Source organism: Isoptericola chiayiensis (assembly GCF_013149805.1).
GTDB classification, from domain to species: domain Bacteria; phylum Actinomycetota; class Actinomycetes; order Actinomycetales; family Cellulomonadaceae; genus Isoptericola; species Isoptericola chiayiensis.
The window spans coordinates 21989-46350 of record NZ_JABEZT010000002.1; the positions used below are offsets into that span (position 1 = coordinate 21989).

The 24362-nt window shown below is 73.1% G+C and carries 25 protein-coding genes and 1 pseudogene; 17 read left to right on the forward strand and 9 right to left on the reverse strand.

From position 1 onward, the window contains the following. Window positions 1–6 precede the first annotated feature (6 nt). From HDG68_RS03050 to HDG68_RS03060, 3 genes are read left to right on the forward strand one after another with little or no spacing between them, the layout of a single operon-like run. Window positions 7–1302 carry a cysteine desulfurase gene (locus tag HDG68_RS03050; RefSeq protein WP_172149210.1) on the forward strand — a complete coding sequence of 432 codons (1296 nt, stop codon included), beginning with the start codon at window positions 7–9 and terminating at the stop codon, window positions 1300–1302. A gap of 10 nt (window positions 1303–1312) precedes the next feature. Next, complete coding sequence (sufU, locus tag HDG68_RS03055) at window positions 1313–1804, forward strand: Fe-S cluster assembly sulfur transfer protein SufU (RefSeq protein ID WP_172149211.1); 492 nt, start codon at window positions 1313–1315, stop codon at window positions 1802–1804. Beyond that, window positions 1797–2156, forward strand: a complete 360-nt coding sequence (locus HDG68_RS03060) for a metal-sulfur cluster assembly factor (RefSeq protein ID WP_172149212.1) — start codon at window positions 1797–1799, stop codon at window positions 2154–2156. Before sufU ends, HDG68_RS03060 begins: the two co-directional genes overlap by 8 nt. Before the next feature lie 13 nt (window positions 2157–2169). Here the strand turns inward: HDG68_RS03060 and HDG68_RS16900 are convergent, their stop codons facing one another. The 3 genes and pseudogenes from HDG68_RS16900 to HDG68_RS03070 all read right to left on the reverse strand — a co-directional run bounded on the left by HDG68_RS16900 (window position 2170) and on the right by HDG68_RS03070 (window position 4678). Continuing rightward, complete coding sequence (locus HDG68_RS16900) at window positions 2170–2550, reverse strand: universal stress protein (protein WP_246253549.1); 381 nt, start codon at window positions 2548–2550, stop codon at window positions 2170–2172. A 191-nt stretch (window positions 2551–2741) separates the two neighbouring features. After that, a pseudogene (locus tag HDG68_RS16905) lies at window positions 2742–3164 on the reverse strand (universal stress protein); the annotation flags it as partial. Window positions 3165–3181: 17 nt separating this feature from the next. Next, complete coding sequence (locus HDG68_RS03070; RefSeq protein ID WP_172149214.1) at window positions 3182–4678, reverse strand: DUF2809 domain-containing protein; 1497 nt, start codon at window positions 4676–4678, stop codon at window positions 3182–3184. Window positions 4679–4808: 130 nt separating this feature from the next. Here HDG68_RS03070 and HDG68_RS03075 point away from each other — a divergent pair, with 130 nt between their 5' ends. Continuing rightward, window positions 4809–6407 (forward strand): ABC-F family ATP-binding cassette domain-containing protein, encoded by a 1599-nt coding sequence (locus HDG68_RS03075; protein ID WP_172149215.1) that lies wholly within the window; start codon window positions 4809–4811, stop codon window positions 6405–6407. Between the two features lie 71 nt (window positions 6408–6478). Here HDG68_RS03075 and HDG68_RS03080 read toward each other — a convergent pair whose 3' ends face one another. Genes HDG68_RS03080 through HDG68_RS03090 form a run of 3 tightly spaced genes read right to left on the reverse strand, consistent with a single transcriptional unit; the run spans window position 6479 to window position 8012 of the window. Further along, on the reverse strand, window positions 6479–7375 hold the full coding sequence (locus HDG68_RS03080; protein ID WP_343037405.1) for an SURF1 family cytochrome oxidase biogenesis protein: 897 nt from the start codon (window positions 7373–7375) through the stop codon (window positions 6479–6481). Then, complete coding sequence (locus HDG68_RS03085) at window positions 7372–7611, reverse strand: hypothetical protein (RefSeq protein WP_172149216.1); 240 nt, start codon at window positions 7609–7611, stop codon at window positions 7372–7374. Before HDG68_RS03085 ends, HDG68_RS03080 begins: the two co-directional genes overlap by 4 nt. Next, window positions 7611–8012: a DUF3099 domain-containing protein gene (locus HDG68_RS03090; RefSeq protein WP_172149217.1), complete on the reverse strand. Its 402-nt coding sequence runs from the start codon at window positions 8010–8012 to the stop codon at window positions 7611–7613. The genes HDG68_RS03085 and HDG68_RS03090 overlap by 1 nt, the downstream gene beginning before the upstream one ends. Before the next feature lie 194 nt (window positions 8013–8206). On the opposite strand from HDG68_RS03090, the gene fabG reads away from it, so the two are divergent. The 3 genes from fabG to HDG68_RS03105 are packed head-to-tail and all read left to right on the forward strand — an operon-like array spanning window position 8207 to window position 10327. Continuing rightward, the gene (fabG, locus tag HDG68_RS03095) at window positions 8207–8932 is read left to right on the forward strand and encodes a 3-oxoacyl-ACP reductase FabG (protein WP_172149218.1); all 726 of its coding nucleotides are present in this window, start codon (window positions 8207–8209) and stop codon (window positions 8930–8932) included. Window positions 8933–8991: 59 nt separating this feature from the next. Then, window positions 8992–9759, forward strand: a complete 768-nt coding sequence (gene fabI, locus HDG68_RS03100) for an enoyl-ACP reductase FabI (RefSeq protein WP_172149219.1) — start codon at window positions 8992–8994, stop codon at window positions 9757–9759. A gap of 10 nt (window positions 9760–9769) precedes the next feature. Further along, window positions 9770–10327, forward strand: coding sequence for a SixA phosphatase family protein (locus HDG68_RS03105; protein WP_172149220.1), 558 nt, complete (start codon window positions 9770–9772; stop codon window positions 10325–10327). Between the two features lie 28 nt (window positions 10328–10355). Here the strand turns inward: HDG68_RS03105 and serB are convergent, their stop codons facing one another. Together serB and glgC are read right to left on the reverse strand one after the other, a co-directional pair. Continuing rightward, window positions 10356–11033 (reverse strand): phosphoserine phosphatase SerB, encoded by a 678-nt coding sequence (gene serB, locus HDG68_RS03110; protein ID WP_172150281.1) that lies wholly within the window; start codon window positions 11031–11033, stop codon window positions 10356–10358. 16 nt (window positions 11034–11049) lie between these two features. After that, the gene (gene glgC / locus HDG68_RS03115; RefSeq protein ID WP_172149221.1) at window positions 11050–12294 is read right to left on the reverse strand and encodes a glucose-1-phosphate adenylyltransferase; all 1245 of its coding nucleotides are present in this window, start codon (window positions 12292–12294) and stop codon (window positions 11050–11052) included. Window positions 12295–12362: 68 nt separating this feature from the next. Between glgC and glgA the strand changes: the two genes are divergently transcribed. The 5 genes from glgA to HDG68_RS03140 all read left to right on the forward strand — a co-directional run bounded on the left by glgA (window position 12363) and on the right by HDG68_RS03140 (window position 16973). Next, window positions 12363–13586: a glycogen synthase gene (gene glgA, locus HDG68_RS03120; RefSeq protein WP_343037406.1), complete on the forward strand. Its 1224-nt coding sequence runs from the start codon at window positions 12363–12365 to the stop codon at window positions 13584–13586. After that, on the forward strand, window positions 13583–14194 hold the full coding sequence (locus HDG68_RS03125) for a hypothetical protein (RefSeq protein ID WP_172149224.1): 612 nt from the start codon (window positions 13583–13585) through the stop codon (window positions 14192–14194). Before glgA ends, HDG68_RS03125 begins: the two co-directional genes overlap by 4 nt. Window positions 14195–14264: 70 nt before the next feature. Beyond that, on the forward strand, window positions 14265–15020 hold the full coding sequence (locus HDG68_RS03130) for an SDR family NAD(P)-dependent oxidoreductase (protein WP_172149226.1): 756 nt from the start codon (window positions 14265–14267) through the stop codon (window positions 15018–15020). Window position 15021: 1 nt separating this feature from the next. After that, window positions 15022–15606: a TSUP family transporter gene (locus HDG68_RS03135; protein WP_172149228.1), complete on the forward strand. Its 585-nt coding sequence runs from the start codon at window positions 15022–15024 to the stop codon at window positions 15604–15606. 95 nt (window positions 15607–15701) lie between these two features. After that, window positions 15702–16973, forward strand: a complete 1272-nt coding sequence (locus tag HDG68_RS03140) for a fibronectin type III domain-containing protein (RefSeq protein WP_216647990.1) — start codon at window positions 15702–15704, stop codon at window positions 16971–16973. A 39-nt stretch (window positions 16974–17012) separates the two neighbouring features. Here HDG68_RS03140 and HDG68_RS03145 read toward each other — a convergent pair whose 3' ends face one another. Next, complete coding sequence (locus HDG68_RS03145) at window positions 17013–17777, reverse strand: hypothetical protein (protein WP_172149230.1); 765 nt, start codon at window positions 17775–17777, stop codon at window positions 17013–17015. Between the two features lie 99 nt (window positions 17778–17876). Here HDG68_RS03145 and HDG68_RS03150 point away from each other — a divergent pair, with 99 nt between their 5' ends. The 5 genes from HDG68_RS03150 to HDG68_RS03170 all read left to right on the forward strand — a co-directional run bounded on the left by HDG68_RS03150 (window position 17877) and on the right by HDG68_RS03170 (window position 24313). Then, a complete protein-coding gene (locus tag HDG68_RS03150; protein WP_172149232.1) occupies window positions 17877–18683 on the forward strand; it encodes an ABC transporter ATP-binding protein in 807 nt (268 codons plus the stop codon). Between the two features lie 60 nt (window positions 18684–18743). Continuing rightward, on the forward strand, window positions 18744–19253 hold the full coding sequence (locus tag HDG68_RS03155) for an NfeD family protein (RefSeq protein ID WP_425483721.1): 510 nt from the start codon (window positions 18744–18746) through the stop codon (window positions 19251–19253). A 41-nt stretch (window positions 19254–19294) separates the two neighbouring features. Beyond that, a complete protein-coding gene (locus tag HDG68_RS03160) occupies window positions 19295–20479 on the forward strand; it encodes an SPFH domain-containing protein (protein WP_172149236.1) in 1185 nt (394 codons plus the stop codon). Window positions 20480–20570: 91 nt separating this feature from the next. Continuing rightward, window positions 20571–22322 (forward strand): ABC transporter ATP-binding protein, encoded by a 1752-nt coding sequence (locus HDG68_RS03165; RefSeq protein ID WP_172149238.1) that lies wholly within the window; start codon window positions 20571–20573, stop codon window positions 22320–22322. Continuing rightward, complete coding sequence (locus HDG68_RS03170; RefSeq protein ID WP_172149240.1) at window positions 22319–24313, forward strand: ABC transporter ATP-binding protein; 1995 nt, start codon at window positions 22319–22321, stop codon at window positions 24311–24313. Before HDG68_RS03165 ends, HDG68_RS03170 begins: the two co-directional genes overlap by 4 nt. Window positions 24314–24362 lie beyond the last annotated feature (49 nt).

Here is a 24362-nt window from a genome sequence, read left to right on the forward strand (position 1 = left end):
GACGTCATGACCGCCACCGACACCGTGCGCCCGCTGACCGCGGCCGAGCTCGCCGCCGTGCGCGCCGACTTCCCGCTGCTCGGGCGCACGGTGCGGGGCGGCAGGCCGCTGGTCTACCTCGACTCGGCGGCCACCTCGCAGAAGCCGAACGTGGTCCTCGAGGCCGAGGTCGACTTCTACGAGCAGCGCAACGCCGCCGTGCACCGCGGCGCCCACCAGGTCGCCGAGGAGGCCACCGCCGCCTTCGAGGACGCACGGTCCGCCGTCGCGTCGTTCGTGGGCGCCGCCGACGACGAGATCGTGTGGACCCCCGGTGCCACGGCCGCGATCAACCTCGTCGCCTACGCCCTCGGCAACGCCACGGCCGGCCGCGGAGGAGCGGACGCCGAGAGGTTCCGCCTCGCTCCCGGCGACGAGATCGTCGTCACCGAGGCCGAGCACCACGCGAACCTCGTGCCGTGGCAGGAGCTGTGCGCCCGCACGGGCGCCGTGCTGCGGTGGTTCGGCGTCGACGACGACGGACGGCTCGACCTGTCCGACGTCGGCTCGGTGATCACCGAGCGCACCCGCGTCGTGGCCTTCGGGCACGTCTCGAACGTGACCGGCGCCGTCGCACCCGTCGAGACGCTCGTCGCCGCGGCCCGCGAGGTCGGTGCGTACACCGTGCTGGACGCCTGCCAGTCCGTGCCCCACCTGCCCGTGGACCTGCACGCCCTCGGCGTGGACTTCGCGGCGTTCAGCGCCCACAAGATGCTCGGCCCCACCGGCGTCGGTGCGCTGTACGGGCGGCGCGAGCTGCTCGAGGCGCTGCCACCGGTGACCACCGGCGGCTCCATGGTCGAGGTCGTCACGATGACCGAGACCACGTACATGCCGCCGCCGCAGCGGTTCGAGGCCGGCACCCAGATGGTCGCCCAGGCCGTCGGCATGGGGGTCGCCGCGCAGTGGCTCGACGAGCTCGGCATGGGCCGGGTCGCCGCCCACGAGCGCGAGATCGCCGCCGAGCTGCTGAAGATCACCGAGATCCCCGGGATCCGTGTCATCGGGCCGAGCGACGACCGTGACCGGATCGGCGTCGTGTCGTTCGTCGTCGATGGCGTGCACGCCCACGACGTCTCCCAGGTGCTCGACGACCGTGGCATCGCCGTCCGGGTCGGGCACCACTGCGCCCAGCCGCTGCACCGGCGATTCGGGGTCGCCGCCACGGCGAGGGCGTCCGCCTCGGTGTACACCGGGGTGGAGGACGTCGTCGCGTTCCGGGAAGCGTTGGCGGGGGTCCGCGCGTTCTTCGGGGCGGAGTGAGGAGGCCGGCATGAGCTCGCTGGAGCAGATGTACCAGCAGGTGATCCTGGACCACGCCAAGCACCCGCACGGGCGCGGCCTGGTCGACCCCGTCGTCGGGCACCTGGCCGCCGAGTCGCACCAGGTGAACCCGACGTGCGGCGACGAGGTGACGCTGCGTGTGGACGTCGATGCGGACGGCACGGTAGAGACCGTGTCCTGGGAGGGTCAGGGCTGCTCGATCTCGCAGGCCTCGACCTCGGTGATGACCGAGCTCGTCACCGGGCGCCCGCTCGCCGAGGTCGCGGACCTGGACGCCGCGTTCCACGCGCTGATGGCCTCGCGGGGCAAGGGGCTGGACGACGACGCCGCGCTCGACGCGCTCGGGGACGCCGAGGCGTTCACCGGCGTCTCGCAGTACCCCGCCCGCATCAAGTGCGCGCTGCTCGGCTGGGCGGCGCTGAAGGACTCGCTGGCGCGCAGCGGCGCGCTGGCCGACCGACCCGGAGGATCGGATGACTGACAACCCGACCGAGACCGCGCCCGAGCAGGCGACGGCACCCGGCGCGACCACCGCGGCCGACGTCGAGGAGGCGCTGCGCGACGTCATCGACCCCGAGCTCGGCATCAACGTGGTCGACCTCGGACTCGTCTACGGCGTCGAGGTGGACCAGAACAACCACGCCACCATCGACATGACGCTCACCTCGGCGGCCTGCCCGCTGACCGACGTCATCGAGGACCAGGCCGGCCAGGCGCTCGAGGGCATCGTGACCGGTCAGCGCATCAACTGGGTCTGGATGCCGCCGTGGGGCCCGGAGAAGATCACCGACGAGGGCCGCGAGCAGCTGCGGATGCTCGGTTTCAACGTCTGACCGTCCGGAGCTCTCAGGCTTCCGCGCCGCGCACGACGAGCACCGGGCACTGGGCGCCGCGCAGCGCCGACTGGCTGGTGGAGCCGAGAAGCAGCCCCTGGAACCCGCCGCGTCCTCGGCACCCGACCACGACGACGTCGGCGGTCTCGGACAGCTGGGCCAGCGCCGGACCCGCGCCGCCGTCGACCACCCGGGGCGTGACGGTCACGTCGGGGGCGTCCGCGCGCAACGCCTCGACGGCCGCCGCCAGCTCGTCCGTGGCGGACGAGAGCACGGTGTCGCGGTCCGGACGGGAGGGCGTCCACGGCAGCTGACCCCAGCGGTCCGCGGGTACCGCGTGCACGACGAGCAGCTCGGCGTCCAGGGCACGGGCGACCGTGGCCGCGAACCGCATCGCGGTGTCCGAGCCCGACGACCCGTCCACGCCGACGACCCGTCCACGCCGACGACGACGCGGCCGTACCGGCGCACCTCGTCGGTGGACGCGTCGTCGTCCGGCACGAGCGGCTCGGACTCCTGGCGGAACGGCACCACGACGGTGGGGCAGCGGGAGTAGGCCGGCAGCGTGGCGGAGACCGTGCCGAGCAGCCGTTCGGCGAACCCGCCGTGCCCGCGCGACCCCACGACCGCGAGCGCGTGGTCGCCCGACCGCTCGACGAGCACGCCGGTGGGGTCGCCCGTCGCGACCTCGGTGGTGACCGTGGCCCCGGCCCGCTCGGCGCGCGCGGCGGCGTGGGCGAGCGTGCGCTCCACGGCGGTGCGGACCCGGACGTCGTCGGGGACGATGCGCTTGCCGTCCTCGTCGAAGGGTAGGAAGAACCCGGGCAGGGCGTAGCTGCTCACGACGTGCAGGGCGGCGCCGGTGCGCCCGGCGTAAGCGACGGCCCAGTCCAGCGCGTGGGCGGCCTCGGCGGAGTCGTCGACTCCGACCAGGATTGTCGACTCGGTCATCGAGCATCTCCTTCCGATCGAGGGCACCACCAGACCACAGCCGGCCCCGGTCGGCATCGGGACGACGTCGCCGGTCAGTACTCCGTGGGTGTCTCCACGGACTCCCAGTGCCACGGTTCGGGGAGACGTCCGGCCGGGCCCGCCCACCCGGGGTGCTGCCAGCCGAACTCGCCGGCGTGCTCCTGCAGCCAGAGGTACGGCGCCCCGTCGAAGCTCCCCGGCCCCATGCTGAGGTCGACGGCGGTGCCCAGCCCGTGGTTCGAGCAGCCCGGGGGAGCGGCCAGCGGGTTCGGGTCCCGCGGGTCGTGGACCGCGAGCTGCTGGTCGTAGGAGCGGTACGCGGAGTTCACCGTCAGGTGCACGCCGAACTCCGCCCGGTAGGCCTCGTCGAGGGCGACGAGGCCGTCGACGAGGTCAGCGCGGATCTCGTGCTCCGGGGCCCAGGGGATCGGCGCGAGCTCGTCGTCGTCGAGGCGGCCACCCCGGGGCCACCAGCGCTGGTCGTCCTCCGGGCAGGAGACCGCGTCCTGGGCGACCATCAGTGCGGTGGTCGCCCGGTCGACGTCGTCGCGCCGTGCGGAGAGGTCCGGGGCGGCGTCCTCCAGCTCGTCGAGCGCCATCGCGTCCAGCCGGTCCGCAGCGGTGGCCGACACGGCCTCGTCCGCCGTGCCCACGGCGTCGCGCAGCGCGGTGCGAGCCGCGTCGCCCGCCGCGGTCCCGGCGTCGGCCAGCCGGTCCGTCGCGGCCAGGATGTGCTCGGCACGGCGACGCACGGGGGCGACGGTCTCGCGCTGGGCACCGATCTGCTCGGTCGCGAACGTGCGGCGGGACGCGTGGACGGTCGCGGCAGCCTGCTCCAGGCGATCGCCGGCCGCGGCGGCGTCGCCCGGCCCGCGGTCGAGCACGGGCCGGCCCGCGAGCAGCGCCGTGGCGGCGTCGAGGGCGTCGCTCAGCGCCGTGCGCGTCGCGGGGTCGGCGACCTTGTCCTCGGCGTCGGCCAGCTCGGACCCGGCGGCCACGACCTGTGCGCTGAGGTCGTCCGCCTCGAGCCGCAGCGCGCGCTCGACCCCCACGCCTGCGGCACCGACGGCGCCCAGCACGGCCAGGGGGACGAGGACGGCCGCGACCCACCGGGCCCGTGGACGGCGGCGTTCGCGCACGTGCCGCAGGGCCTCGTCGACGACGGCGGCGCGCGGTCGCACGAGCGCCAGCACCGCGCCCGCCAGCGCCGCACCGAGCGCGTACCAGAGGACGTCCGCGGCGCTGAACGTCGTGCCCAGCGCGTACCGGGCGAGAGGGAACCGGTCGAGGACCGTGGCCGGGACGTCCGTGAGGTGGGACAGCTCGACCGCGGTGGCGACCAGCAGCGCGAGCGCCGCGGCCGTGGCCGGCCGGACGGCGGGGGCGACCAGCGCGACGAGCCACACGAGCAGGACGGCGTAGAGGGCGTCGCCGACCGGGCCGGCGACGTCGTCGGGCAGGAACGGCCGCGCACCGAGACCCGCGAGGACGGTCGAGACCGCGAGGACCGTCGGGAGAGCGCGGGGGACACGGACGTCGGGTGGGGCCACGGGCGCACCCTACCGAGGAGCGCGCCGCCGTCGTCGGCCGGACCGCCCTGTGACGTATGTCCTCGTCCGGCACGGCACGGACCACTAGAATCGATCCGGCCCCCGCACTCTTTCGAAGGACACCCCTGCCTTGATCACCGCCCACGGCGTCGAGCTGCGCTTCGGCGCCCGCGTCCTGCTGCACGAGGCCACCTTCCGGGTGGCCCCGGGCGACCGCGTCGGCCTGGTCGGCCGTAACGGCGCCGGCAAGACCACGCTCACCAAGACCCTGGCGGGCGAGACCCTGCCGGCCGGCGGGACGATCTCGCGCGGGAACGAGATCGGCTACCTGCCGCAGGACCCGCGCACCGGCGACCTCGACGTCGTCGCCATGGACCGCGTGCTCAGCGCTCGCGGCCTGGACACGATCGTGACGAAGATGCGCCAGGCCGAGAAGGACATGGCCAGCGAGGACCCGGACGTCCAGGCGAAGGCGCTGGAGCGGTACCCGAGGCTGGAGACGCGGTTCCTTGCCGCGGGTGGCTACTCCGCGGAGTCCGAGGCCCACCGCATCACGAGCAACCTCGCGCTGGACGACCGCATCCTGGCCCAGCCGCTGCACACGCTCTCCGGTGGCCAGCGGCGCCGGGTCGAGTTGGCGAGGATCCTGTTCTCCGGCGTCGACACGCTGCTGCTCGACGAGCCCACCAACCACCTCGACGCCGACTCGATCGTGTGGCTGCGCGAGTACCTGCGGTCCTACTCCGGCGGGTTCGTCGTGATCTCCCACGACGTCGAGCTGCTGCGGGCGACGGTGAACAGGGTCTTCCACCTGGACGCCAACCGGGGCGAGCTCGACCAGTACAACCTGGGCTGGGACAAGTACCTCGAGCAGCGGGAGCAGGACGAGCGTCGGCGTCGGCGCGAGCGCGCCAACGCCGAGAAGAAGGCCGGCACGCTGCTGGCCCAGGCCAACAAGATGCGGGCCAAGGCGACCAAGGCGACCGCCGCGCAGAACATGATCAAGCGGGCCGAGCGGATGCTCGCGGACACCGAGACCGAGCGGCAGACCGACAAGGTGGCCGCGCTGCGCTTCCCGAAGCCGGCACCGTGCGGCAAGACGCCCCTGACGGCGCGCGAGCTGTCCAAGAGCTACGGGTCGCTGGAGGTCTTCACCGGCGTGGACCTGGCGATCGACCGCGGCTCGCGCGTCGTGATCCTGGGGCTCAACGGTGCGGGCAAGACGACGATGCTGCGGCTGCTGGCCGGCGTCGAGACACCCGACACCGGCGAGGTGCTGCCCGGGCACGGGCTCAAGATGGGCTACTACGCCCAGGAGCACGACATGCTCGACATGGACGCCACGGTCGTGGAGAACCTGCGGCACGCCGCCCCGGACCTCACCGACACCCAGGTGCGCACCACCCTCGGGTCGTTCCTCTTCAGCGGCGAGGACGCCGACAAGCCGGCGCACGTGCTCTCCGGCGGGGAGAAGACGCGCCTCGCGCTGGCCACCCTCGTGGTCTCGAGCGCGAACGTCCTGCTGCTCGACGAGCCGACGAACAACCTCGACCCGGCCTCGCGCCGCGAGATCCTGGGCGCGCTGAACACCTACGAGGGTGCGGTCATCATGGTCACGCACGACGACGGTGCCGTCGACGCCCTCAACCCGGAACGGGTGCTGCTGCTCCCTGACGGCGACGAGGACCTGTGGTCGGACGACTACGCGGAGCTCGTGTCCCTGGCGTGACGCCGGTCGCGAGACCCGCCGGCGGCGAGATCGACCCACCCGTCGCGAGATCGACGCACCGTGGGTCGATCTCAGTCCGGGTGCGTCGATCTCGCGGGGACCTGGTGGGCGGCGTCGACCAGCGCGTCCTCGTACTCCTCGTCGACCCGCCGGCGCCGCTGCCGCGGCGGCCGTGACGTGCCGTCGGGGTCCTCGGCGGCGAGAAGCTCCCCGGCGGTGACCGTCGCCGCGCGCGTCTCGCGGCGCCACAGCAGCACGAACCCGCCCACGGCACCGAGGGCGAAGATGACCCACTGGAACGTGTAGCTCAGGTGGGACCCGGGATCCGTGTCGGGCCGGGGGGCCGGGACCAGCGCCACGGCGGCGGCCGGGTCCTCGGCACGCAGCTGCCCGTACGCCCCGACGGTCGCGCCGTCGGCCCAGGCGCCGCCGTCGCGGCCCTCGGCCAGCACCTGCTCGGTGTTGATGCGCTGGACCTGCCCGGCGGGCGCGCCGCGGTCGGACGCCGGCTCGTCGGGTCGCAGCGTGACGGTCACGGTGACCTCGCCCGCCGGCGGGTCGGGGACGGCGGCCGGTCCGCTGGCGTCCGCGCCGAGCGGCACGAATCCCCGGTCCACCACGAGCACGGTCGCGGTGCCGTCCAGCTCGGTGCGCAGCGGCACCAGCACGTGGAAGCCCGGCGTGCCGTTCACCGGCCGGTTGCGCAGCAGCACGGTGTCCTCGGTCGCGTACTCGCCGACGACGACGGCGGGCCGCCACTCGTCGTCGCCGTCCAGCGCGTCGCCCGGCCCTGAAAGCACGTCGGCCAGGGGGACCGGCTGCGAGGTGTAGTTGGACTCCACGAGCGCGATCTGGGCCTGGCGGTCGGTGTAGCGGTGCCACTGCCAGAACGCCGCCAGGACGCACAGCGCGGCGAGCAGGACGGCGGCGAGGCCGAGCGTGACCCACTGCCGGCGGGTCCGCCTCACACGTGCTCCAGGTCGTCGACGCCGACGGTCTGCTTCCAGAAGCCGCGCGCGCCGAGGAACTGTTCGAGGTGCTCACGGTGGTCGTCGCACGCGAGCCACACCTTGCGGCGTGCGGGAGCGTGCAGCTTCGGGTTGTTCCACAGCAGGCCCCAGCGGGCGTCCGAGCGGCAACCCTTGGCCGAGCAGACCAGCGCGTCGGTGGCGACGGGGTCGGCGCCGAGCCCGAGCACGTCCATCAGTCGTCGTCCTTCCGGTCGGTGTCGTCTGTGCCCGCGGACTGGTCGCCCTCCTGGTGGTCCACCACGCGGTGCTCCACGACCCGGTGCTGCTCGGCCGGCGGCGCCGTGGGCGTGGCGGGCAGCTCGGCGGGGGGGACCGGCGGGACGGCGGCGACCTCGTGGGTCGTGCGGTCGCGCCCGGCGTTGGCGAAGATCACCGCGGTGTACGGCAGGACGATCGCCCCGGCGATGCACACCCACAGCAGCCAGCCGTCCACGAAGAACGCGGCGAGCATGATGAGCACGATCCGCAGGCCCATCTGCGCCATGTACTGGCGCAGGCGTCGGCCCTGGTCCTCGGCCATGGAGGTCGGGACCGCCGTGATCGAGGTGACCTCGGGGTGGCGGGGCGTGCTCACCCGCCCAGTCTACGGCCGTGCGGGTGAACTTCCGGCGGCGCCGTGACGAGCGCGCGTTTGGAGGAATCCGACAAACGCGCGTGAGCACGTCTGCCGCGTCGGCAGCGCGGTCGGCGGTGCGGGTCGGGGTACGGTCGCACCGGTGCACGCCAGGTGCGCCCGGGCCGTCGCGCCCGTCGTCGGAAGGAGCACTCGTGGCACAGCCAGCAGAGCACACGGGCCGGGTCGTCGTGGTGACCGGTGCCGCCCGGGGGATCGGGCGCGCCATCGCCGAGCGGTTCGTGGCCGCGGGGGACACCGTCGCCACCCTCTACCGGGGCGGCGAGCTGCCCGACGGCGTCCACGGGTTCGTGGCCGACGTCACCGACAGCGCCGCCGTCGACGCGGCGTTCGGCGAGATCGAGCAGCAGCTCGGCGCGCCGACGGTGCTCGTCGCCAACGCCGGGGTCACCCGCGACCAGCTGCTGATGCGCATGAGCGACGACGAGTTCGACCAGGTGGTCGACGTCAACCTCACCGGGACGTTCCGCTGCGTGCGCCGGGCGTCCAAGGGGATGATCCGGGCGCGGACCGGCCGCATCGTGCTCATCGGGTCGGTCGTCGGGCTGTACGGCGGTCCGGGACAGGTCAACTACTCCTCGACCAAGGCCGCCCTGGTGGGCATGGCGCGGTCGATCACCCGCGAGCTGGGCGGGCGGGGCATCACCGCGAACGTCGTCGCCCCCGGCTTCGTCGAGACCGACATGACGGCCGCGCTGCCCGAGGACACCCAGAAGAAGTACAAGGCCTCGATCCCCGCCGGCCGCTTCGCCGCCACCGAGGAGGTGGCCGGGGTGGTCGAGTTCCTCGCCTCGGACGCCGCCGGCTACGTCTCCGGCGCGGTCGTGCCCGTCGACGGCGGCCTCGGCATGGGGCACTGACTGTCCAAACGGACGCCGTGCCAGATACCCTCCTCCCAGAACTTCACCGAAAGGTCATCATGCCTCTGCTCGCCGGCAAGAAGCTGCTCATCACCGGCGTCCTCACGGACAGCTCCATCGCCTTCCACGCCGCCCGGCTCGCCCAGTCCGAGGGGGCCGAGGTCGTCCTGACGTCGTTCGGGCGTCAGATGAAGCTCACCCAGGCCTTCGCCAAGCGCCTGCCGTCCCCGGCGCCCGTCGTCCAGCTCGACGTGACCAGCCCCGAGGACCTCGCCTCGCTCGCCGACCAGGTGCGTGAGCACACCGACCGGCTCGACGGCGTCGTGCACTCCATCGGTTTCGCCCCGCAGTCCGTCATGGGCGGCAACTTCCTGTCCGCCGAGTGGGACGACGTCGCCACCGCGCTGCAGATCTCGACCTACTCGTACAAGTCCCTGATCACGGCGGCCCAGCCGCTGATGGCCGACGGCGGTGCTTACGTCGGCCTGACGTTCGACGCCGAGTTCGCCTGGCCGGTCTACGACTGGATGGGCGTGGCCAAGGCCGGTCTGGAGTCGGCGAACCGCTACCTCGCCCGCGACCTCGGCCCGGCCGGCATCCGGGCGAACCTGGTCTCGGCGGGCCCGATCCGCACCACGGCGGCCAAGTCGATCCCCGGCTTCGAGACGATGGAGGACAACTGGCCCCGGCGTGCCCCCCTCGGGTGGGACCAGACGACGGCGGAGCCGGCGGCGCGTGCCGTCGTCGCCCTCCTGTCGGACTGGTTCCCCGCGACGACGGGCGAGATCGTGCACGTGGACGGCGGCGTCCACGCGATGGGGCAGTGAACTCCCCGTCATGAAGCATCCCAGGCCGTCGGACGACGCCCCGCTGCCGGGGCGTCGTCTCGTCCTGCTCCGCCACGCCAAGGCGGAACCGGCGAAGAGCTCGGCGACCGACGTCGAGCGGCCGCTGGCGACCCAGGGTCGCAAGCAGGCCGGACGCGTCGGGATGGCGCTGACGGCAGCGGGGCTCGTGCCCGAGCTCACGCTCGTGTCCTCGGCGCTGCGGACCCGCCAGACCTGGGACCTGGCCCGCCACCACCTCGGGCACCACCAGGCGGACCTGCCGTTCGAGGTGCGCCGGGAGCTGTACTCCGCTAGCGTCTCGGACGTCCTGGAGCTCGTGCGCGGCGTCGACCCGGACGTGCGCACGCTGCTCGTCATCGGCCACGAGCCGACGATGGCCGCCACGGCCGCGCACCTGGCCGACAAGAGCTCCGACGACGCAGCCCTGGCCCAGGTGCGGGTCGGCGTGCCCACCGCCACATTCTCGGTGCTGCACGCGACCAAGCTGCCCTGGGACCGGTGGGGCAAGAAGTCCGCGACCCTGGCGCGGGTCGGCCGCCCGTCCTGACGCCCGCCGCGGCCGCCGGGCGGCTTCGTCAGCCCGCGTCGACCTCGTCGACGACCCGCAGCACCTCGTCGAGGCGTGGCCCGTCGACGCTGTAGGGAGCCTGGGCGCGCACCAGCGGCTTGGCGGCGAAGGCGATGCCCACCCCGGCCGCGCCGATCATGTCGAGGTCGTTGGCGCCGTCGCCGACCGCGACGGTGTCGGCCATCGACAGCCCCAGGTCGGCCGCCCACCCGCGCAGGGTGGCCTCCTTGACGGCCCGGTCCACGACGGGACCGACGGTCCGGCCCGTCAGGACGCCGTCGACGGCCTCCAGGCGGTTCGCCCGCCAGCGCGTGATGCCGAGCGAGGCGGCGAGCGGCTCCAGGACCTCCGCGAACCCGCCGGAGACCAGCCCGAACTCCCATCCCCGACGACGGACCTCGGCCACCAGCTCGGCGGCGCCCGGCGTGAGCACGACGGCGTCCCGCACGGCGTCCAGGGCGGTGACCGGGACGCCCGCCAGCGTCGCGACGCGCTCGCGCAGCGACTCGGCGAAGTCGAGCTCGCCGCGCATGGCCCGCTCGGTCACGGCCGCGACCGCCTCGCGCGCGCCCGCGTGGTCGGCGATCAGCTCGATGACCTCGCCGGTCAGGAACGTCGAGTCGACGTCGGTGACGACGAGGCGACGGCGGCCGCCAGTGCCGGCGAGATCGGTCGGGTCGGGCAGGGGCGCGGTGGCGCGGTCAGGCAACGTGGGAACCCTTCGGGACGACGGTGATCCCCGAGTCGGTGACGGTGAACCCGCGGGCCCGGTCCTCCTCGTGGTCGACGCCGATCCGGGCACGCTCGTCCACCACCACGTTCTTGTCGAGGATGGCGCGGTGGACCTGGGCGTGCCGGTTCACCTGGACACCGTCCATGAGGACGGAGTCGGTGACGGTCGCCCAGGAGTGCAGGTGCACTCCTGGGGACAGGATGGACCCCGCGACGGTCGCGCCGGAGACGAGGACACCTGGTGAGACGATCGAGTCCGCGGCGTGCCCGAGCCGGCCGGGCCCGGCGTGCACGAACTTCGCCGGGGGCAGTCCCGTGTAGCCCGTGAACAGGGGCCAGTCCTCGTTGTAGAGGTTGAAGACCGGCTGGACGGCGATGAGGTCCTTGTTCGCCTCGAAGTAGGCGTCGATCGTGCCGACGTCGCGCCAGTAGTAGCGGTCGCGGTCGGTGGCACCCGGGACCTCGTTGCGCACCATGTCGTACACGCCCGCGGTGCCGTCGGCCACGAACGCGGGGACGATGTCGCCGCCCATGTCGTGCCGGGAGTCCGGGTTCGTCGAGTCCTTGGTGACCGCCTCGACCAGCGCGTCGGCGTCGAACACGTAGTTGCCCATCGAGGCGAGGATCTCGGTGGGGGAGTCCGGCAGCCCGACCGGGTTCACCGGCTTCTCCAGGAACTCGCGGATGCGCGTCGGGTCGGCCGGGTCCACGTCGATGACGCCGAACTGGTCCGCCAGCGAGATCGGCTGCCGGATCGCGGCGACGGTGGCACGCGCCCCCGACTCCACGTGCGCCTCGACCATCTGGGAGAAGTCCATGCGGTAGACGTGGTCGGCGCCGACCACCACCACGATGTCGGGACGTTCGTCGTCGATGATGTTGAGGCACTGGTAGATGGCGTCGGCCGAGCCCAGGTACCAGTGCTTGCCGACGCGCTGCTGCGCCGGCACGGAGGACACGAAGTTGCCGAGCAGCGCGGACATGCGCCACGTCTTGGAGATGTGGCGGTCCAGCGAGTGCGACTTGTACTGCGTCAGCACGATGACGTGCAGGTAGTGGGAGTTGATGATGTTCGACAGGGCGAAGTCGACCAGCCGGTAGATCCCGCCGAACGGCACCGCCGGCTTGGCCCGCTGGGAGGTGAGCGGCATGAGCCGCTTCCCCTCGCCGCCGGCGAGGACGATGGCCAGGACCCGGGGATGTGACGACGCCATGGGTCGACCCTAGGACCTCGGGGGCCCGCATGCCGCGCGACGCGGCCGCAGACGATACCTTGGCCTGCGTGAGCACCGTACCGAGGGTCGACCTGCTGACCCGCGAGTTCCCGCCGCACGTCTACGGCGGAGCCGGCGTCCACGTCGCCGAGCTGTCCGCCGTCCTGCGCCCGCACGCCGACGTCCGCGTGCGCTGCTTCGACGGTCCCCGCCCGGACCCCGACGTCACCGGCTACGACGTCCCGGACACGCTCGCCGGCGCCAACGCTGCGCTGCGCACGCTCGGTGTGGACCTGGCGATGGCCGACGACGTCGCCGGCGCCGACCTGGTGCACTCCCACACGTGGTACGCCAACCTCGCCGGGCACCTCGGGTCCCTGCTGCACGGCGTGCCGCACGTGATCACCGCGCACTCGCTCGAACCCCTGCGGCCGTGGAAGGCCGAGCAGCTCGGCGGCGGCTACGCCGTCTCGAGCTGGGCCGAGCGCACCGCCTACCTGGGGGCGGCCGGCATCATCGCCGTCTCGGCCGGCATGCGCGCCGACATCCTGCGCTGCTACCCCGACCTGGACCCCGACCGCGTGCACGTGGTGCACAACGGCATCGACCTGGACGGCTGGGTGCGTCCCGGACCCGACGAGACCGCGCGCGTGGCGGCGTCGCACGGCATCGACCCGCAGCGTCCGGCCGTCGTGTTCGTCGGCCGCATCACGCGGCAGAAGGGCCTGCCCCACTTCCTGCGTGCGGCCGCACGTCTGCCCCGCGAGGTCCAGGTCGTGCTGTGCGCCGGAGCGCCCGACACCCCGGAGATCATGGCCGAGGTGCGCGGGCTGGTCGACGACCTGCGCACCGCCCGCGGCGGGGGAGACGCCGCCGGCGTGGTCTGGATCGAGCAGATGCTGCCCCGCCCCGAGCTCAGCGCGGTGCTCGCGGCATCCACGGCGTTCGTGTGCCCGTCGGTGTACGAGCCGCTCGGCATCGTCAACCTCGAGGCGATGGCGATCGGGCTGCCCGTGGTCGGCACCGCCACCGGCGGGATCCCCGAGGTCGTCGACGACGGCGTCACGGGGGTCCTGGTGCCGATCGACCAGGTCGACGACGGCACCGGCACCCCGGTCGACCCGGAGCGGTTCGAGACGGACCTCGCCGCGGCGCTCGCCGACGTCGTCGCCGACCCGGCACGGGCCGCCGCGATGGGCGCGGCCGGCCGCCGTCGCGCCGAGGAGAGCTTCGCCTGGACCGCGGTCGCCGAGCGGACGATGGACGTCTACCGCGCCGTGCTGGCCCCGTGAGCAACCGCGCGCCCCGTCGGCACGGTTCCCTCTGGGAGGACGTGCGAGGGCGCGGCGCCACCTTCAGCCCCGAGGAGCAGGTCCGCCCGGCCGCGTTCCTGCGGGCGGGCCGCGGCGACGCCGCCACCCTGCTGGTCCTGCGCGCCGTGCGCCGCGCGGTCTGGCCGATCATCACCGTCGGCGCCGCCGTGGCGGTGCTGAACGGTGAGTTCACCGCCGAGGCGATCTCCCGCATCACCAACCCCGGGCAGTTCTTCGCCGTCATCCTGTCGCCGCTGGTCATCCTGGCGGCGGGCTGGGCGCTGCGGATCGTCGTCAACCTGGCCGGGCTCCTCCTGGCGGCGCCCCTCGCCCAGGCCGCCTGGGTCAAGGGCACCGAGGCGACGTCCCGCGGCCGGCGGCTGATCGACCTCGCCTACCTCTCCGCGGGCTACCGGTCGGTGCGGTGGTCGTACGCCGTCCAGCGCGAGGCCGTGCGCCGCTGCGGGATGCTCGGACGCCAGCTCGCGTGGGTGGAGACGCTCGGCAGGATCGCGCTGCCCGTCGCGATCGCGGTGTTCGTCTGGGCCGTCTGGTACCAGCTGCCGACCGGGACGTCGGCGGGCTGAGGCGCCACAGCTCCCACGACCCGACCAGCGACGTCGCCGGCTCCGGCGCCCAGGAAAGGAAGGACCCCTCATGTCGCACACCATCTCCGCCAGCACCCCCGTCGCCGTCGTCACCGGCGCGAGCTCCGGCATCGGCGCAGCCACCGCCAGGGCGCTCGCGGCGGTGGGCTACGACGTCGTGCTCGGGGCGCGCCGGGTGGACAAGCTCGAGAGGATCGCCGCCGAGTGCGGCGGCCGGGCGATCCCGCTGGACGTCACCGACGACGACTCGGTGGCCGCGTTCGCCGCGCAGGTCGAGCGCTGCGACGTCCTGGTCAACAACGCGGGTGGAGCGCTCGGTACCGACTCGGTGGCCGAGGCCGATCTGGACGACTGGCAGTGGATGTACGACGTCAACGTGCTGGGCACGTTGCGTGTCACTCAGGCGCTGCTGAGCAAGCTGGTCGACTCGGGGGACGGTCAGGTCATCACGATCGGTTCCATCGCCGCGCGCGAGCCCTACAAGGGCGGGGCGGGCTACAACGCCGCGAAGCATGCCGTGGCCGCCCTGACCCGGGTCCTGCGCCTGGAGCTGCTCGGTCAGCCCGTCCGCGTCTGCGAGATCGACCCGGGCATGGTGCACACCGACTTCTCGCTCGTGCGGTTCAAGGGCGACCAGGCCAAGGCCGACGCCGTGTACGAGGGCGTCGAGCCGCTGACGGCCGAGGACGTCGCGGACACCGTGAGCTGGGTGGCCACCCGACCGCCGCACGTCAACATCGACCAGATCCTCATGCTCGCTCGCGACCAGACCTCCGCCCAGGTGGTCCACCGCCGCGAAGCTTGACGTGAGCGTCCCGGTCGAGATCGTGCTGCTGGCCCTGGCGGCCGTCACGCTGTCGACGTTCGTGCAGTTCGCCACCGGGTCAGGGTTCGGGGTGCTCGGCGGACCGCTGCTGATGATCGTCGACCCCCGGCTGGTGCCCGGGCCGCTCCTGCTGCTCACGCTGGTGGTCATGGCGGCCATCGCCCTGGGCACGATCGCGAGCCTGGCGGGATGGCGCGTGCGCCAGAACCGGGGGACGCTGGCGGCCGCCGGCGTCCTCGGCGGCGCCCTGTCGACGATCGCCGCGACCCCCGGGCCCCCGGTGGTCGTGGTCTACCGCGCCGACGACCCGTCGCGACACCGGGCCAACCTGTCGCTGTTCTTCCTGACCACGACCCTTGTGTCCCTGGCGGTCTACGCCGTCTCCGGCGACCTCGGCCGCGGGGACCTGGAGGTCGCGTCCTGGCTCGTGCTCGGCGTGGGCCTCGGAGCGCTCGTCGCGCGGGTCCTGGTGCGCCGCATCCCGGCCGGCGCGATCCGGCCCGCCGCGCTCTGGTTGTGCCTGGTGTCCGCGGTGGGGCTGCTCGGCGGGGCCCTCGCGGGCTGACGCGGAGGGTTCGGCGCGAGTTCCTCCCGGGTTCACGTGGGCGTCGCCGCAGATGGCGAGCCTGGTCGGGCAGGGGACCGACCGAGGAGGAGCCCGTGAACACCACCCACCGTCCGTCCCGCAGCGCGCGGACCGCCCTGACCGCCACGCTGGCGGCCGTGCTCGCCCTCGGCGCGACGCAGGCCGCCGGCGCCGAGACGCCGGAGACGCCCCGGCGCGTCACGCTCAACCCGACGACCGCACCGGACACGTCGCAGACGATCACCTGGCGCACGGCGGTGCGGACGGGATCCGTCGTCGAGCACGGACCGGCCGGCGGCGGGGCGACCACGACGTCGCCGGCCGCGCGGACCGGACAGGCGGGCGGAGGCTTCTACCACCGTGCCGAGCTCACCGGCCTGGCGCCGGGCACCACCTACCGCTACCGCGTCGGCGACGGCGAGGCCTGGAGCGGCTGGGCCGAGTTCACCACGGCGAGCGCCACCGACGAGCCGTTCGAGCTCCTCTACTTCGGCGACGTGCAGAACGACATCACCGCCGGGGCCGCTCCGGTCGTGCGGGCGGCGTACGACGCCGTCCCGGACGCGGCGCTCGCGGTCCACGCCGGGGACCTGGTCAACGACGCCGAGTCGCAGAGCCAGTGGGACGAGTGGTACGCCGCCCAGGGCGACGCGACGGCCTCGATGAACCACGTGACGACGGTGGGCAACCACGAGTACGAGGACTGGGACCTCGCCTCGGTCTGGAACCACCAGTTCCCGGGCACGGGGAACGGCCCGGGCGACGACGACCTGGACGACACGGTCTGGTTTACGGACTACCAGGGCGTGCGGTTCGTGACGCTGAACGGCAACTTCCAGGCGGCGCCGTGGTTCGACGTGCAGGACTGGATGGAGGACCAGGCGGCGTGGCTCGACCGCGTCCTGAGCGACAACCCGAACGAGTGGACCGTGGTCACCTATCACCAGCCGATGTTCGGCAGCTCCGAGGGGCGGTCCGGCGTGATCCCGCGGCACTACTGGCTGGACGTGATCGAGGAGCACGACGTCGACCTCGTGCTGCAGGGCCACGACCACTCGTACGGTCGCGGCGGTCTGCGGGCGAACGAGACCGACCGGGCGGGCGTGACCACGGGCCCCGTGTACGTCGTCTCGGTGACCGGACCGAAGATGTACGAGCCCTCACGGTTCGACTGGAACCTGGGCCGTGCCCGGGTGCGGACCCAGCTCGGAGACACGCAGACGTACCAGGTGATCTCCGTGGACGGCGACACTCTTGGCTACGAGGCGCGCACCCTCGACGGCACCGTGGTCGACGCCTTCGAGATCGACAGGTCGGGCGACGCGAAGGTCGTGCGCGACCGCTGAGGCCGAGTCACGGCGCACGGCCCGCCAGGGCTCGAGGGGTCAGCGGACCGCCGCGTAGGTGGCCGCCCCGAGGGCCCGGCGGGCCGTGCGCTCCACCTCGCGCAGCGCCGTCGAGCGCTGGTCGGCCTGCCACAGGTTGACGGCCCCGCCGTCGTCGGCGCCCGCGAGGTCCACGATGGCGAGGAGCTTCCAGGCCAGCTGGAGCACCCGGGCCCGGCGTCCCTCGAGCTCGGGGACGGGCCAGCCGGCGGTGGTCGAGCTGCGCACGCGCTCGATGGCGTCGGCGGCGTCGTCCCGCCACCGGGCGACGTCGAGGGAGTCGAGAGCCTCGGTGGCCACGACGAGGCTGCTGCGCAGCTCGCGTTCGGCGTCGGCCAGCGAGCCGACCGTCCCGGCCACCAGCGTGGACCACGCCGGCACCTCGAGGAGCCGCCACGTGACGAGATGACCCGGTTCGAGCTCGCTGCCGAAGAACGTCACCTCGGGCACGGCGGCCCACGAGCCCGCCGGGGTGGCGAGCAGCACGCACTCGCCGGCGTCGGTGGCCTGCGCACCCGCCGCCGCCGGCACCCCGCAGGGGTCCCCGGGTGCGGGCAGCGCGGCGCAGACCTCGCGCGGGCCGGCGGAGAACGCGGCGACCAGGTCCGCGAGGGTGCCCTCGCCCGCGGCGCCCGGCAGCCCGACGACGGTGTGCGGCTCGTCGTCGTCGGTGACCGACCGGACGGCGAGCCCGTGCGAAGCGCCGGTGGCCTGCAGCCACAGGGCGAGCACGACGCTGCGGGGCAGGGCGGTGGACTCGCTCATCCGAGAACCATAGACGCCGGATGTTTCGTCCGCGGCACCGTCTCGACACGGGCGGACCGGGTCCGGTCGGACCCTGCCGCTCCGGTAGGGTCGGGCACCATGAGCGCGGTACTCGACCTGCAGGGTGTCACCGTCCGACGAGGCACCAACACCATCGTCGACAAGATCGACTGGACCGTCTCGGAGGGGGAGCGCTGGATCGTGCTCGGCCCGAACGGGGCGGGCAAGACCACTCTGTTGCAGATCCTCGCCGCCAGGTCGCACCCGACGGCCGGCACGGTGGACCTGCTGGGCGAGCGGCTGGGCACCACGAACGTCTTCGAGCTGCGACCGCGCATCGGGTTCTCCTCCGCGGCGCTCGCCGACCGCATCCCCGGCGGGGAGACCGTGCGCGACGTCGTGCTGACCGCCGCCTACGGCGTCACCGGCCGGTGGCGCGAGGAGTACGAGCAGCTCGACGAGGACCAGGCCGCCGCGCTGCTGGCCGCGTTCGACGTCGCCGATCTCGTCGACCGGCGCTACGGCACCCTCTCGGAGGGGGAGCGCAAGCGCGTCCAGATCGCGCGGGCGCTCATGACGGACCCCGAGGTGCTGCTCCTGGACGAGCCCGCTGCCGGCCTGGACCTGGCGGGGCGCGAGGAGCTGGTCGGTGCCCTGAGCGAGCTGGCCGCGGATCCTGCGTCCCCGGTGCTGGTGCTCGTCACGCACCACGTGGAGGAGATCCCGCCGGGGTTCACCCACCTGCTGCTGCTCGGCGACGGCACGGTCGAGGCGGCCGGGCCGATCGAGGAGGTCCTCACGGCCGAGAACCTCTCGAAGGCGTTCGGGATGGACCTGCTCGTGGCCCACGGCGGCGGGCGGTGGCTGGCGCGCGCGGCACGGTCCACGCGGACCTCCTCGCACTGACGCGGCCGCGTCCCTCCTCGGCGACCAGCGATCTTTGGTATTTTTTGACCAAAGCAGACGGTGCGGTCGGAGGAGATCATGGACGGCTGGTTGTGGTGGGTCGCCGGGGCGTTCGTCCTGGCCGTGGTGGAGATGCTGACCCTCGACCTGGTGTTCATCATGCTCGCCGGTGGAGCGGTGGCGGGCGGCATCACCGCGGGCGCCGGCGGGCCGCTGTGGCTCCAGATCGTCGTGGCCTGCGTGGTGGCGGTGCTGCTGCTCGGCGTGCTGCGACCCTGGTTGCTGACCAACCTCCGGCAGCGTGAACCGCTGCAGGAGACCAACACCGCCGCCCAGGTGGGTCGGCTCGCCGTGGTCATCGCCGAGGTGACGGAGACCGGCGGGCGGGTCAAGCTCTCGGGCGAGGTCTGGTCGGCCCGCCTTCCCGACGACGGCATCGCCAACAGCAGCGGCCGCGTGCCCGAGGGGGTCGAGGTGCGGGTCGTGGCCATCGACGGCGCGACCGCCGTCGTCCAGCCCGCCGCCGCGCCGGACACGACCCCCACCGACGACGGCGGCCGGATCGCCTGAGCGGCCCGCCGGGCCGAACCGACAACGGAAAGAGTCCCTCCGTGGAACCAGGAACCATCATCCTCTGGATCGTCCTGCTCGCCTTCGTGGTCTTCGTGGTCACGGCGCTGTTCAAGATGGTCCGTGTCGTGCCGCAGGCCACCGCGCTGATCATCGAGCGCCTCGGCCGCTACCAGAAGACCTTCGACCCGGGCCTGCACTGGCTGGTGCCCTTCATCGACAAGGTGCGTGCCGGCGTCGACCTGCGTGAGCAGGTCGTCTCGTTCCCGCCGCAGCCGGTCATCACGTCCGACAACCTCGTCGTCGAGATCGACACCGTCATCTACTTCCAGGTGACCGAGCCCAAGTCGGCCGTCTACGAGATCTCGAACTACATCACCGGTATCGAGCAGCTCACCGTCACCACGCTGCGCAACGTCGTCGGCTCCATGGACCTCGAGCAGACGCTGACCAGCCGTGACCAGATCAACGGCCAGCTGCGCGGCGTCCTCGACGAGGCGACCGGACGCTGGGGCGTGCGCGTCAACCGCGTCGAGCTGAAGTCCATCGAACCGCCCGCCTCCGTGCAGGGCGCGATGGAGCAGCAGATGCGTGCCGAGCGCGACCGTCGTGCCGCGATCCTCACCGCCGAGGGCGTCAAGCAGTCGCAGATCCTCACCGCCGAGGGTGAGAAGCAGTCCCAGATCCTCAAGGCCGAGGGTGACGCACAGTCGGCGATCCTGCAGGCCGAGGGCGAGGCCCGCGCGATCCTGCAGGTCTTCGAGGCGATCCACCAGGGCAACCCGGACCCGAAGCTGCTGGCCTACCAGTACCTGCAGATGCTGCCGGAGATCGCCAACGGCTCGTCGTCCAAGCTGTGGGTGGTCCCCACCGAGTTCACCGCCGCGCTGGGCTCCATCGCGAAGGGCTTCGGCGGCACGCCGGGGACCCCGGGCATCCCCACCGAGCCGGGGGACGACGACGAGGGCGACGGCGGCGTCGGCGCCGCGCTGTCCTCCGCGCTGGGCCAGTCCGGGCTGCAGGACCCGGGCGAGGCGCTCGCCGAGGCCCGCCGCCAGGCCGAGGCCGCGACCGCCGACGCCACGAGCTCGGGCACCCGGTCGGGTTCGCCGTTCGACCCGTCGGTCGAGCGCGGGCAGCGTCCGGCCGGCGAGCAGCCGCCGGCGCCGCCGGCCTCGCCGCAGCCGCGCACGCTCGGTGACGAGGAGCAGCCTCCGCAGCAGTAGTGCACCGTGCGGCGCCCGCGCGACCCCCCGTGCCCGGCATAGGGTGACGGGGGGTCGCGCGCGTGCGGCCCCGTCCCGCCCCGGAGGTCGGATGCTCGTCCCGCTGGCTCGCCGCTACCTGCGGCCCTACTACGCCGCCGTCGTGGTGCTGCTTCTGCTGCAGGTCGGCCAGACGCTCGGGTCGCTGTACCTGCCGTCGCTGAACGCCGACATCGTCGACGACGGGGTGACGACCGGTGACACCGGCTACATCATGCGGGTCGGCGGATGGATGCTGCTGGTCAGTCTCGGCCAGGTCGTCTGCGCCGTCGGCGCCGTGTTCCTCGGGGCGCGGGCCGCGACCGCGTTCGGCCGTGACCTGCGTCGCGACCTGTTCGACGCCGTGCAGGGCTTCTCCGCGCGCGAGCTCGGCCGGTTCGGGGCGCCGTCGCTGATCACCCGCACCACCAACGACGTCCAGCAGGTCATGATGGTCGTCCTGATGACCTTCACGGTGATGGTCATGGCGCCGATCATGATGGTCGGCGGCATCGTCATGGCGCTGCGTGAGGACCCCTCGCTCTCGCTCCTGCTCGTGGTGATCGTGCCCGTGCTCGGCGTCGCGGTCGGGCTGCTCCTGTGGCGGATGGTGCCCTACTTCCGCGGCATGCAGGCGCGCATCGACACCATCAACGCCGTGCTGCGCGAGCAGATCACGGGCCTGCGCGTGGTCCGTGCGTTCGTGCGCGAACGCCGCGAGGTCGAACGTTTCGGTGCCGCCAACGAGCGGCTCTACGACGTGTCGCTGGCCGCCGGCAAGCTCATGGCGCTCGCGTTCCCGCTGGTGATGCTCATCATGAGCCTGTCCCAGGTGGCGGTCCTGTGGTTCGGTGCCGGCGAGGTCTCCGACGGCGACCTGCAGGTCGGCTCCCTGATGGCGTTCCTGTCCTACATCATGTTCATCCTGATGGCCGTGATGATGTCGACGATGATGGTCATGATGATCCCGCGCGCGTCCGTGGCGGCGGGGCGGATCAGCGAGGTGCTCGGCACCGAGACGTCGGTGGTCGAGCCCGACGCCCCGGTCGCGCTGGAGTCGCTGTCCGACGGCGGAGGGCCGCGCGGGCGGCTGCGGTTCGAGTCCGTGCAGTTCGGGTACCCCGGGGCCGACGAGCCGGTCCTGCACGACATCACGTTCACCGCCGAGCCCGGGCGGACGACCGCGATCATCGGGTCCACCGGTGCGGGCAAGACCACCCTGCTGAACCTGGTGCCGCGGCTCTTCGACGTCACGGGTGGCCGGGTGAGCATCGACGGTGTCGACGTGCGCGACCTCGCGCTCGGCGACCTGGGCGGCCTGCTCGGTCTGGTCCCGCAGAAGGCGTTCCTCTTCTCGGGCACGGTCGCCGACAACCTCCGGTACGGCAAGGCCGACGCCACCGAGGACGAGATGTGGGCCGCGCTCGAGGTCGCCCAGGCCCGGGAGTTCGTGGCCGCGCTGCCGGACGGGCTCGAGGCACCGGTGGCCCAGGGCGGGACGACCTTCTCCGGCGGCCAGCGGCAACGTCTCGCCATCGCTCGGGCCGTGATCCGCGCACCTCGGGTGTACCTGTTCGACGACTCGTTCTCCGCGCTCGACTACGCGACCGACGCCCGGCTGCGCGCGGCACTGCGCCCACGGACCCGGGACGCGACCGTGCTCGTCGTCGCGCAACGGGTCGCCACGATCCGTGACGCCGACCAGATCCTCGTGCTCGACCAGGGGCGCGTCGTCGGACGGGGGACGCACACCGAGCTGCTCGCGACGAACGAGACGTACGCGGAGATCGTGACGTCCCAGATGTCGCTGGAGGAGGCCGCATGAGCGCCCCGGCCGGCCGCTCGGCGCCGCCGCGTCCCGGAGGCGGGCCGATGGGCGGCGGGGCCGGGATGCCGACGGCCAGGGCGATGGACTTCGCCGGGTCGTTGCGCCGCTTCGCCGGCACGATGCGGCCCGAGCGGGCTCGCGTCGCCGTGCTGACCGCGTGCGGCGTCGCCTCGGTCGCCCTGACCGTCCTGGGCCCCAAGATCCTCGGTGACGCAACGAACGTGATCTTCGCGGGTGTCGTCGGCCAGATGCTCGGTCGCACCCTGCCGGCGGGCACCACCACCGACGAGGCGGTCGCCGCGCTGCGGGCCGCCGGGGACGACACCCAGGCCGACATGCTCGCCTCGATGGGCGACGTCGTGCCCGGCCAGGGCGTCGACACCGAACAGCTGGCCCAGGTCCTCGGCACCGCGGTGCTCGTCTACCTCGGCGCGTTCGTGTTCGGCTGGCTGCAGTCGCGGCTCATGACGGTCGCCGTGCAGCACACGGTGCGCCGGCTGCGGGACGACGTCGAGGCCAAGCTCCACCGCATCCCCCTGAGCTACGTCGACAAGCAGGCCAAGGGCGACATCCTCTCGCGCGTCACCAACGACATCGACAACGTCGCGCAGACGACGACCCAGACGCTCGCCCAGCTCGTCACCGCGGTGCTCACCGTGGTGGGCGTGCTGGCGATGATGTTCTGGATCTCCTGGGTGCTCGCGCTCGTCGCCCTGGTGACCGTCCCGCTGTCGGTGCTGCTGACCATGGCGATCGCCAAGCGGTCGCAGCCGCAGTTCGTCGCCCAGTGGGCGGCCACGGGACGGCTCAACGCGCACGTCGAGGAGATGTTCACCGGGCACGCGCTGGTCAAGGTGTACGGCCGGCAGGCCGACGCCGCGGCGACGTTCGCCCGGGAGAACGAGGCGGTCTACGACGCGACCCGACGCTCGCAGTTCATCAGCGGCACCATCCAGCCGTCGATGGGGTTCCTGGCGAACCTCAACTACGTGCTGGTGGCCGTCATCGGCGGGCTGCGGGTGGCGTCCGGCCAGCTCTCGATCGGTGACGTGCAGGCGTTCATCCAGTACTCGCGCCAGTTCACCCAGCCGTTGACGCAGGTCGCCTCGATGATGAACCTGCTGCAGTCAGGCGTGGCGTCCGCCGAGCGGGTCTTCGAGCTGCTGGACGCGCCCGAGCAGCGGCCCGACCCGGATCCGGCCCGGGTCCCGGAGCGCACCGGCGGCCGGGTGGCGTTCGAGGGCGTCGCGTTCTCCTACGACCCCGACGAGCCGTTGATCGAGGACCTCGACCTCGTGGCCGAGCCGGGGCGGACGATCGCGATCGTGGGCCCGACCGGGGCAGGCAAGACGACGCTGGTGAACCTGCTGATGCGCTTCTACGAGGTCGACGCCGGACGGATCACGCTCGACGGTGTCGACACCCGGGAGCTGACCCGCGACGCGCTGCGCTCCCGCATCGGCATGGTGCTGCAGGACACGTGGCTCTTCGAGGGCACCATCGAGGAGAACCTGCGCTACGGCGTGCGCGACGGCGACGACGTCGACGAGGAGGCGTTCCTCGCCGCGACGCGGGCGACGTCGGTGGACCCGTTCGTGCGGACGCTGCCCGACGGCTACGACACGGTCCTGGACGGCGACGGCGGTGCGCTGTCCGCCGGCGAGCGCCAGCTGCTGACGATCGCGCGCGCGTTCCTGGCGGACCCGGACATCCTCGTGCTCGACGAGGCGACCAGCTCGGTGGACACCCGCACCGAGGTCCTCGTCCAGGAGGCGATGAACGCCCTGCGGTCCGGGCGCACCTCGTTCGTCATCGCCCACCGGCTCTCCACGATCCGCGACGCCGACCTCATCGTCGTGATGGAGCACGGCCGGATCGTCGAGCAGGGCGACCACGCGCGTCTGCTGGAGGCCGGCGGGGCGTACGCCCGGCTGTACGCGAGCCAGTTCGCGGCGCCGCTCACCGCCACCGACGCCGTGCCGGAGTGAGTCCGTCGCGGCGCGGGTGAAAGCCGTCCCGAGGGTGTCACGTCGAGCG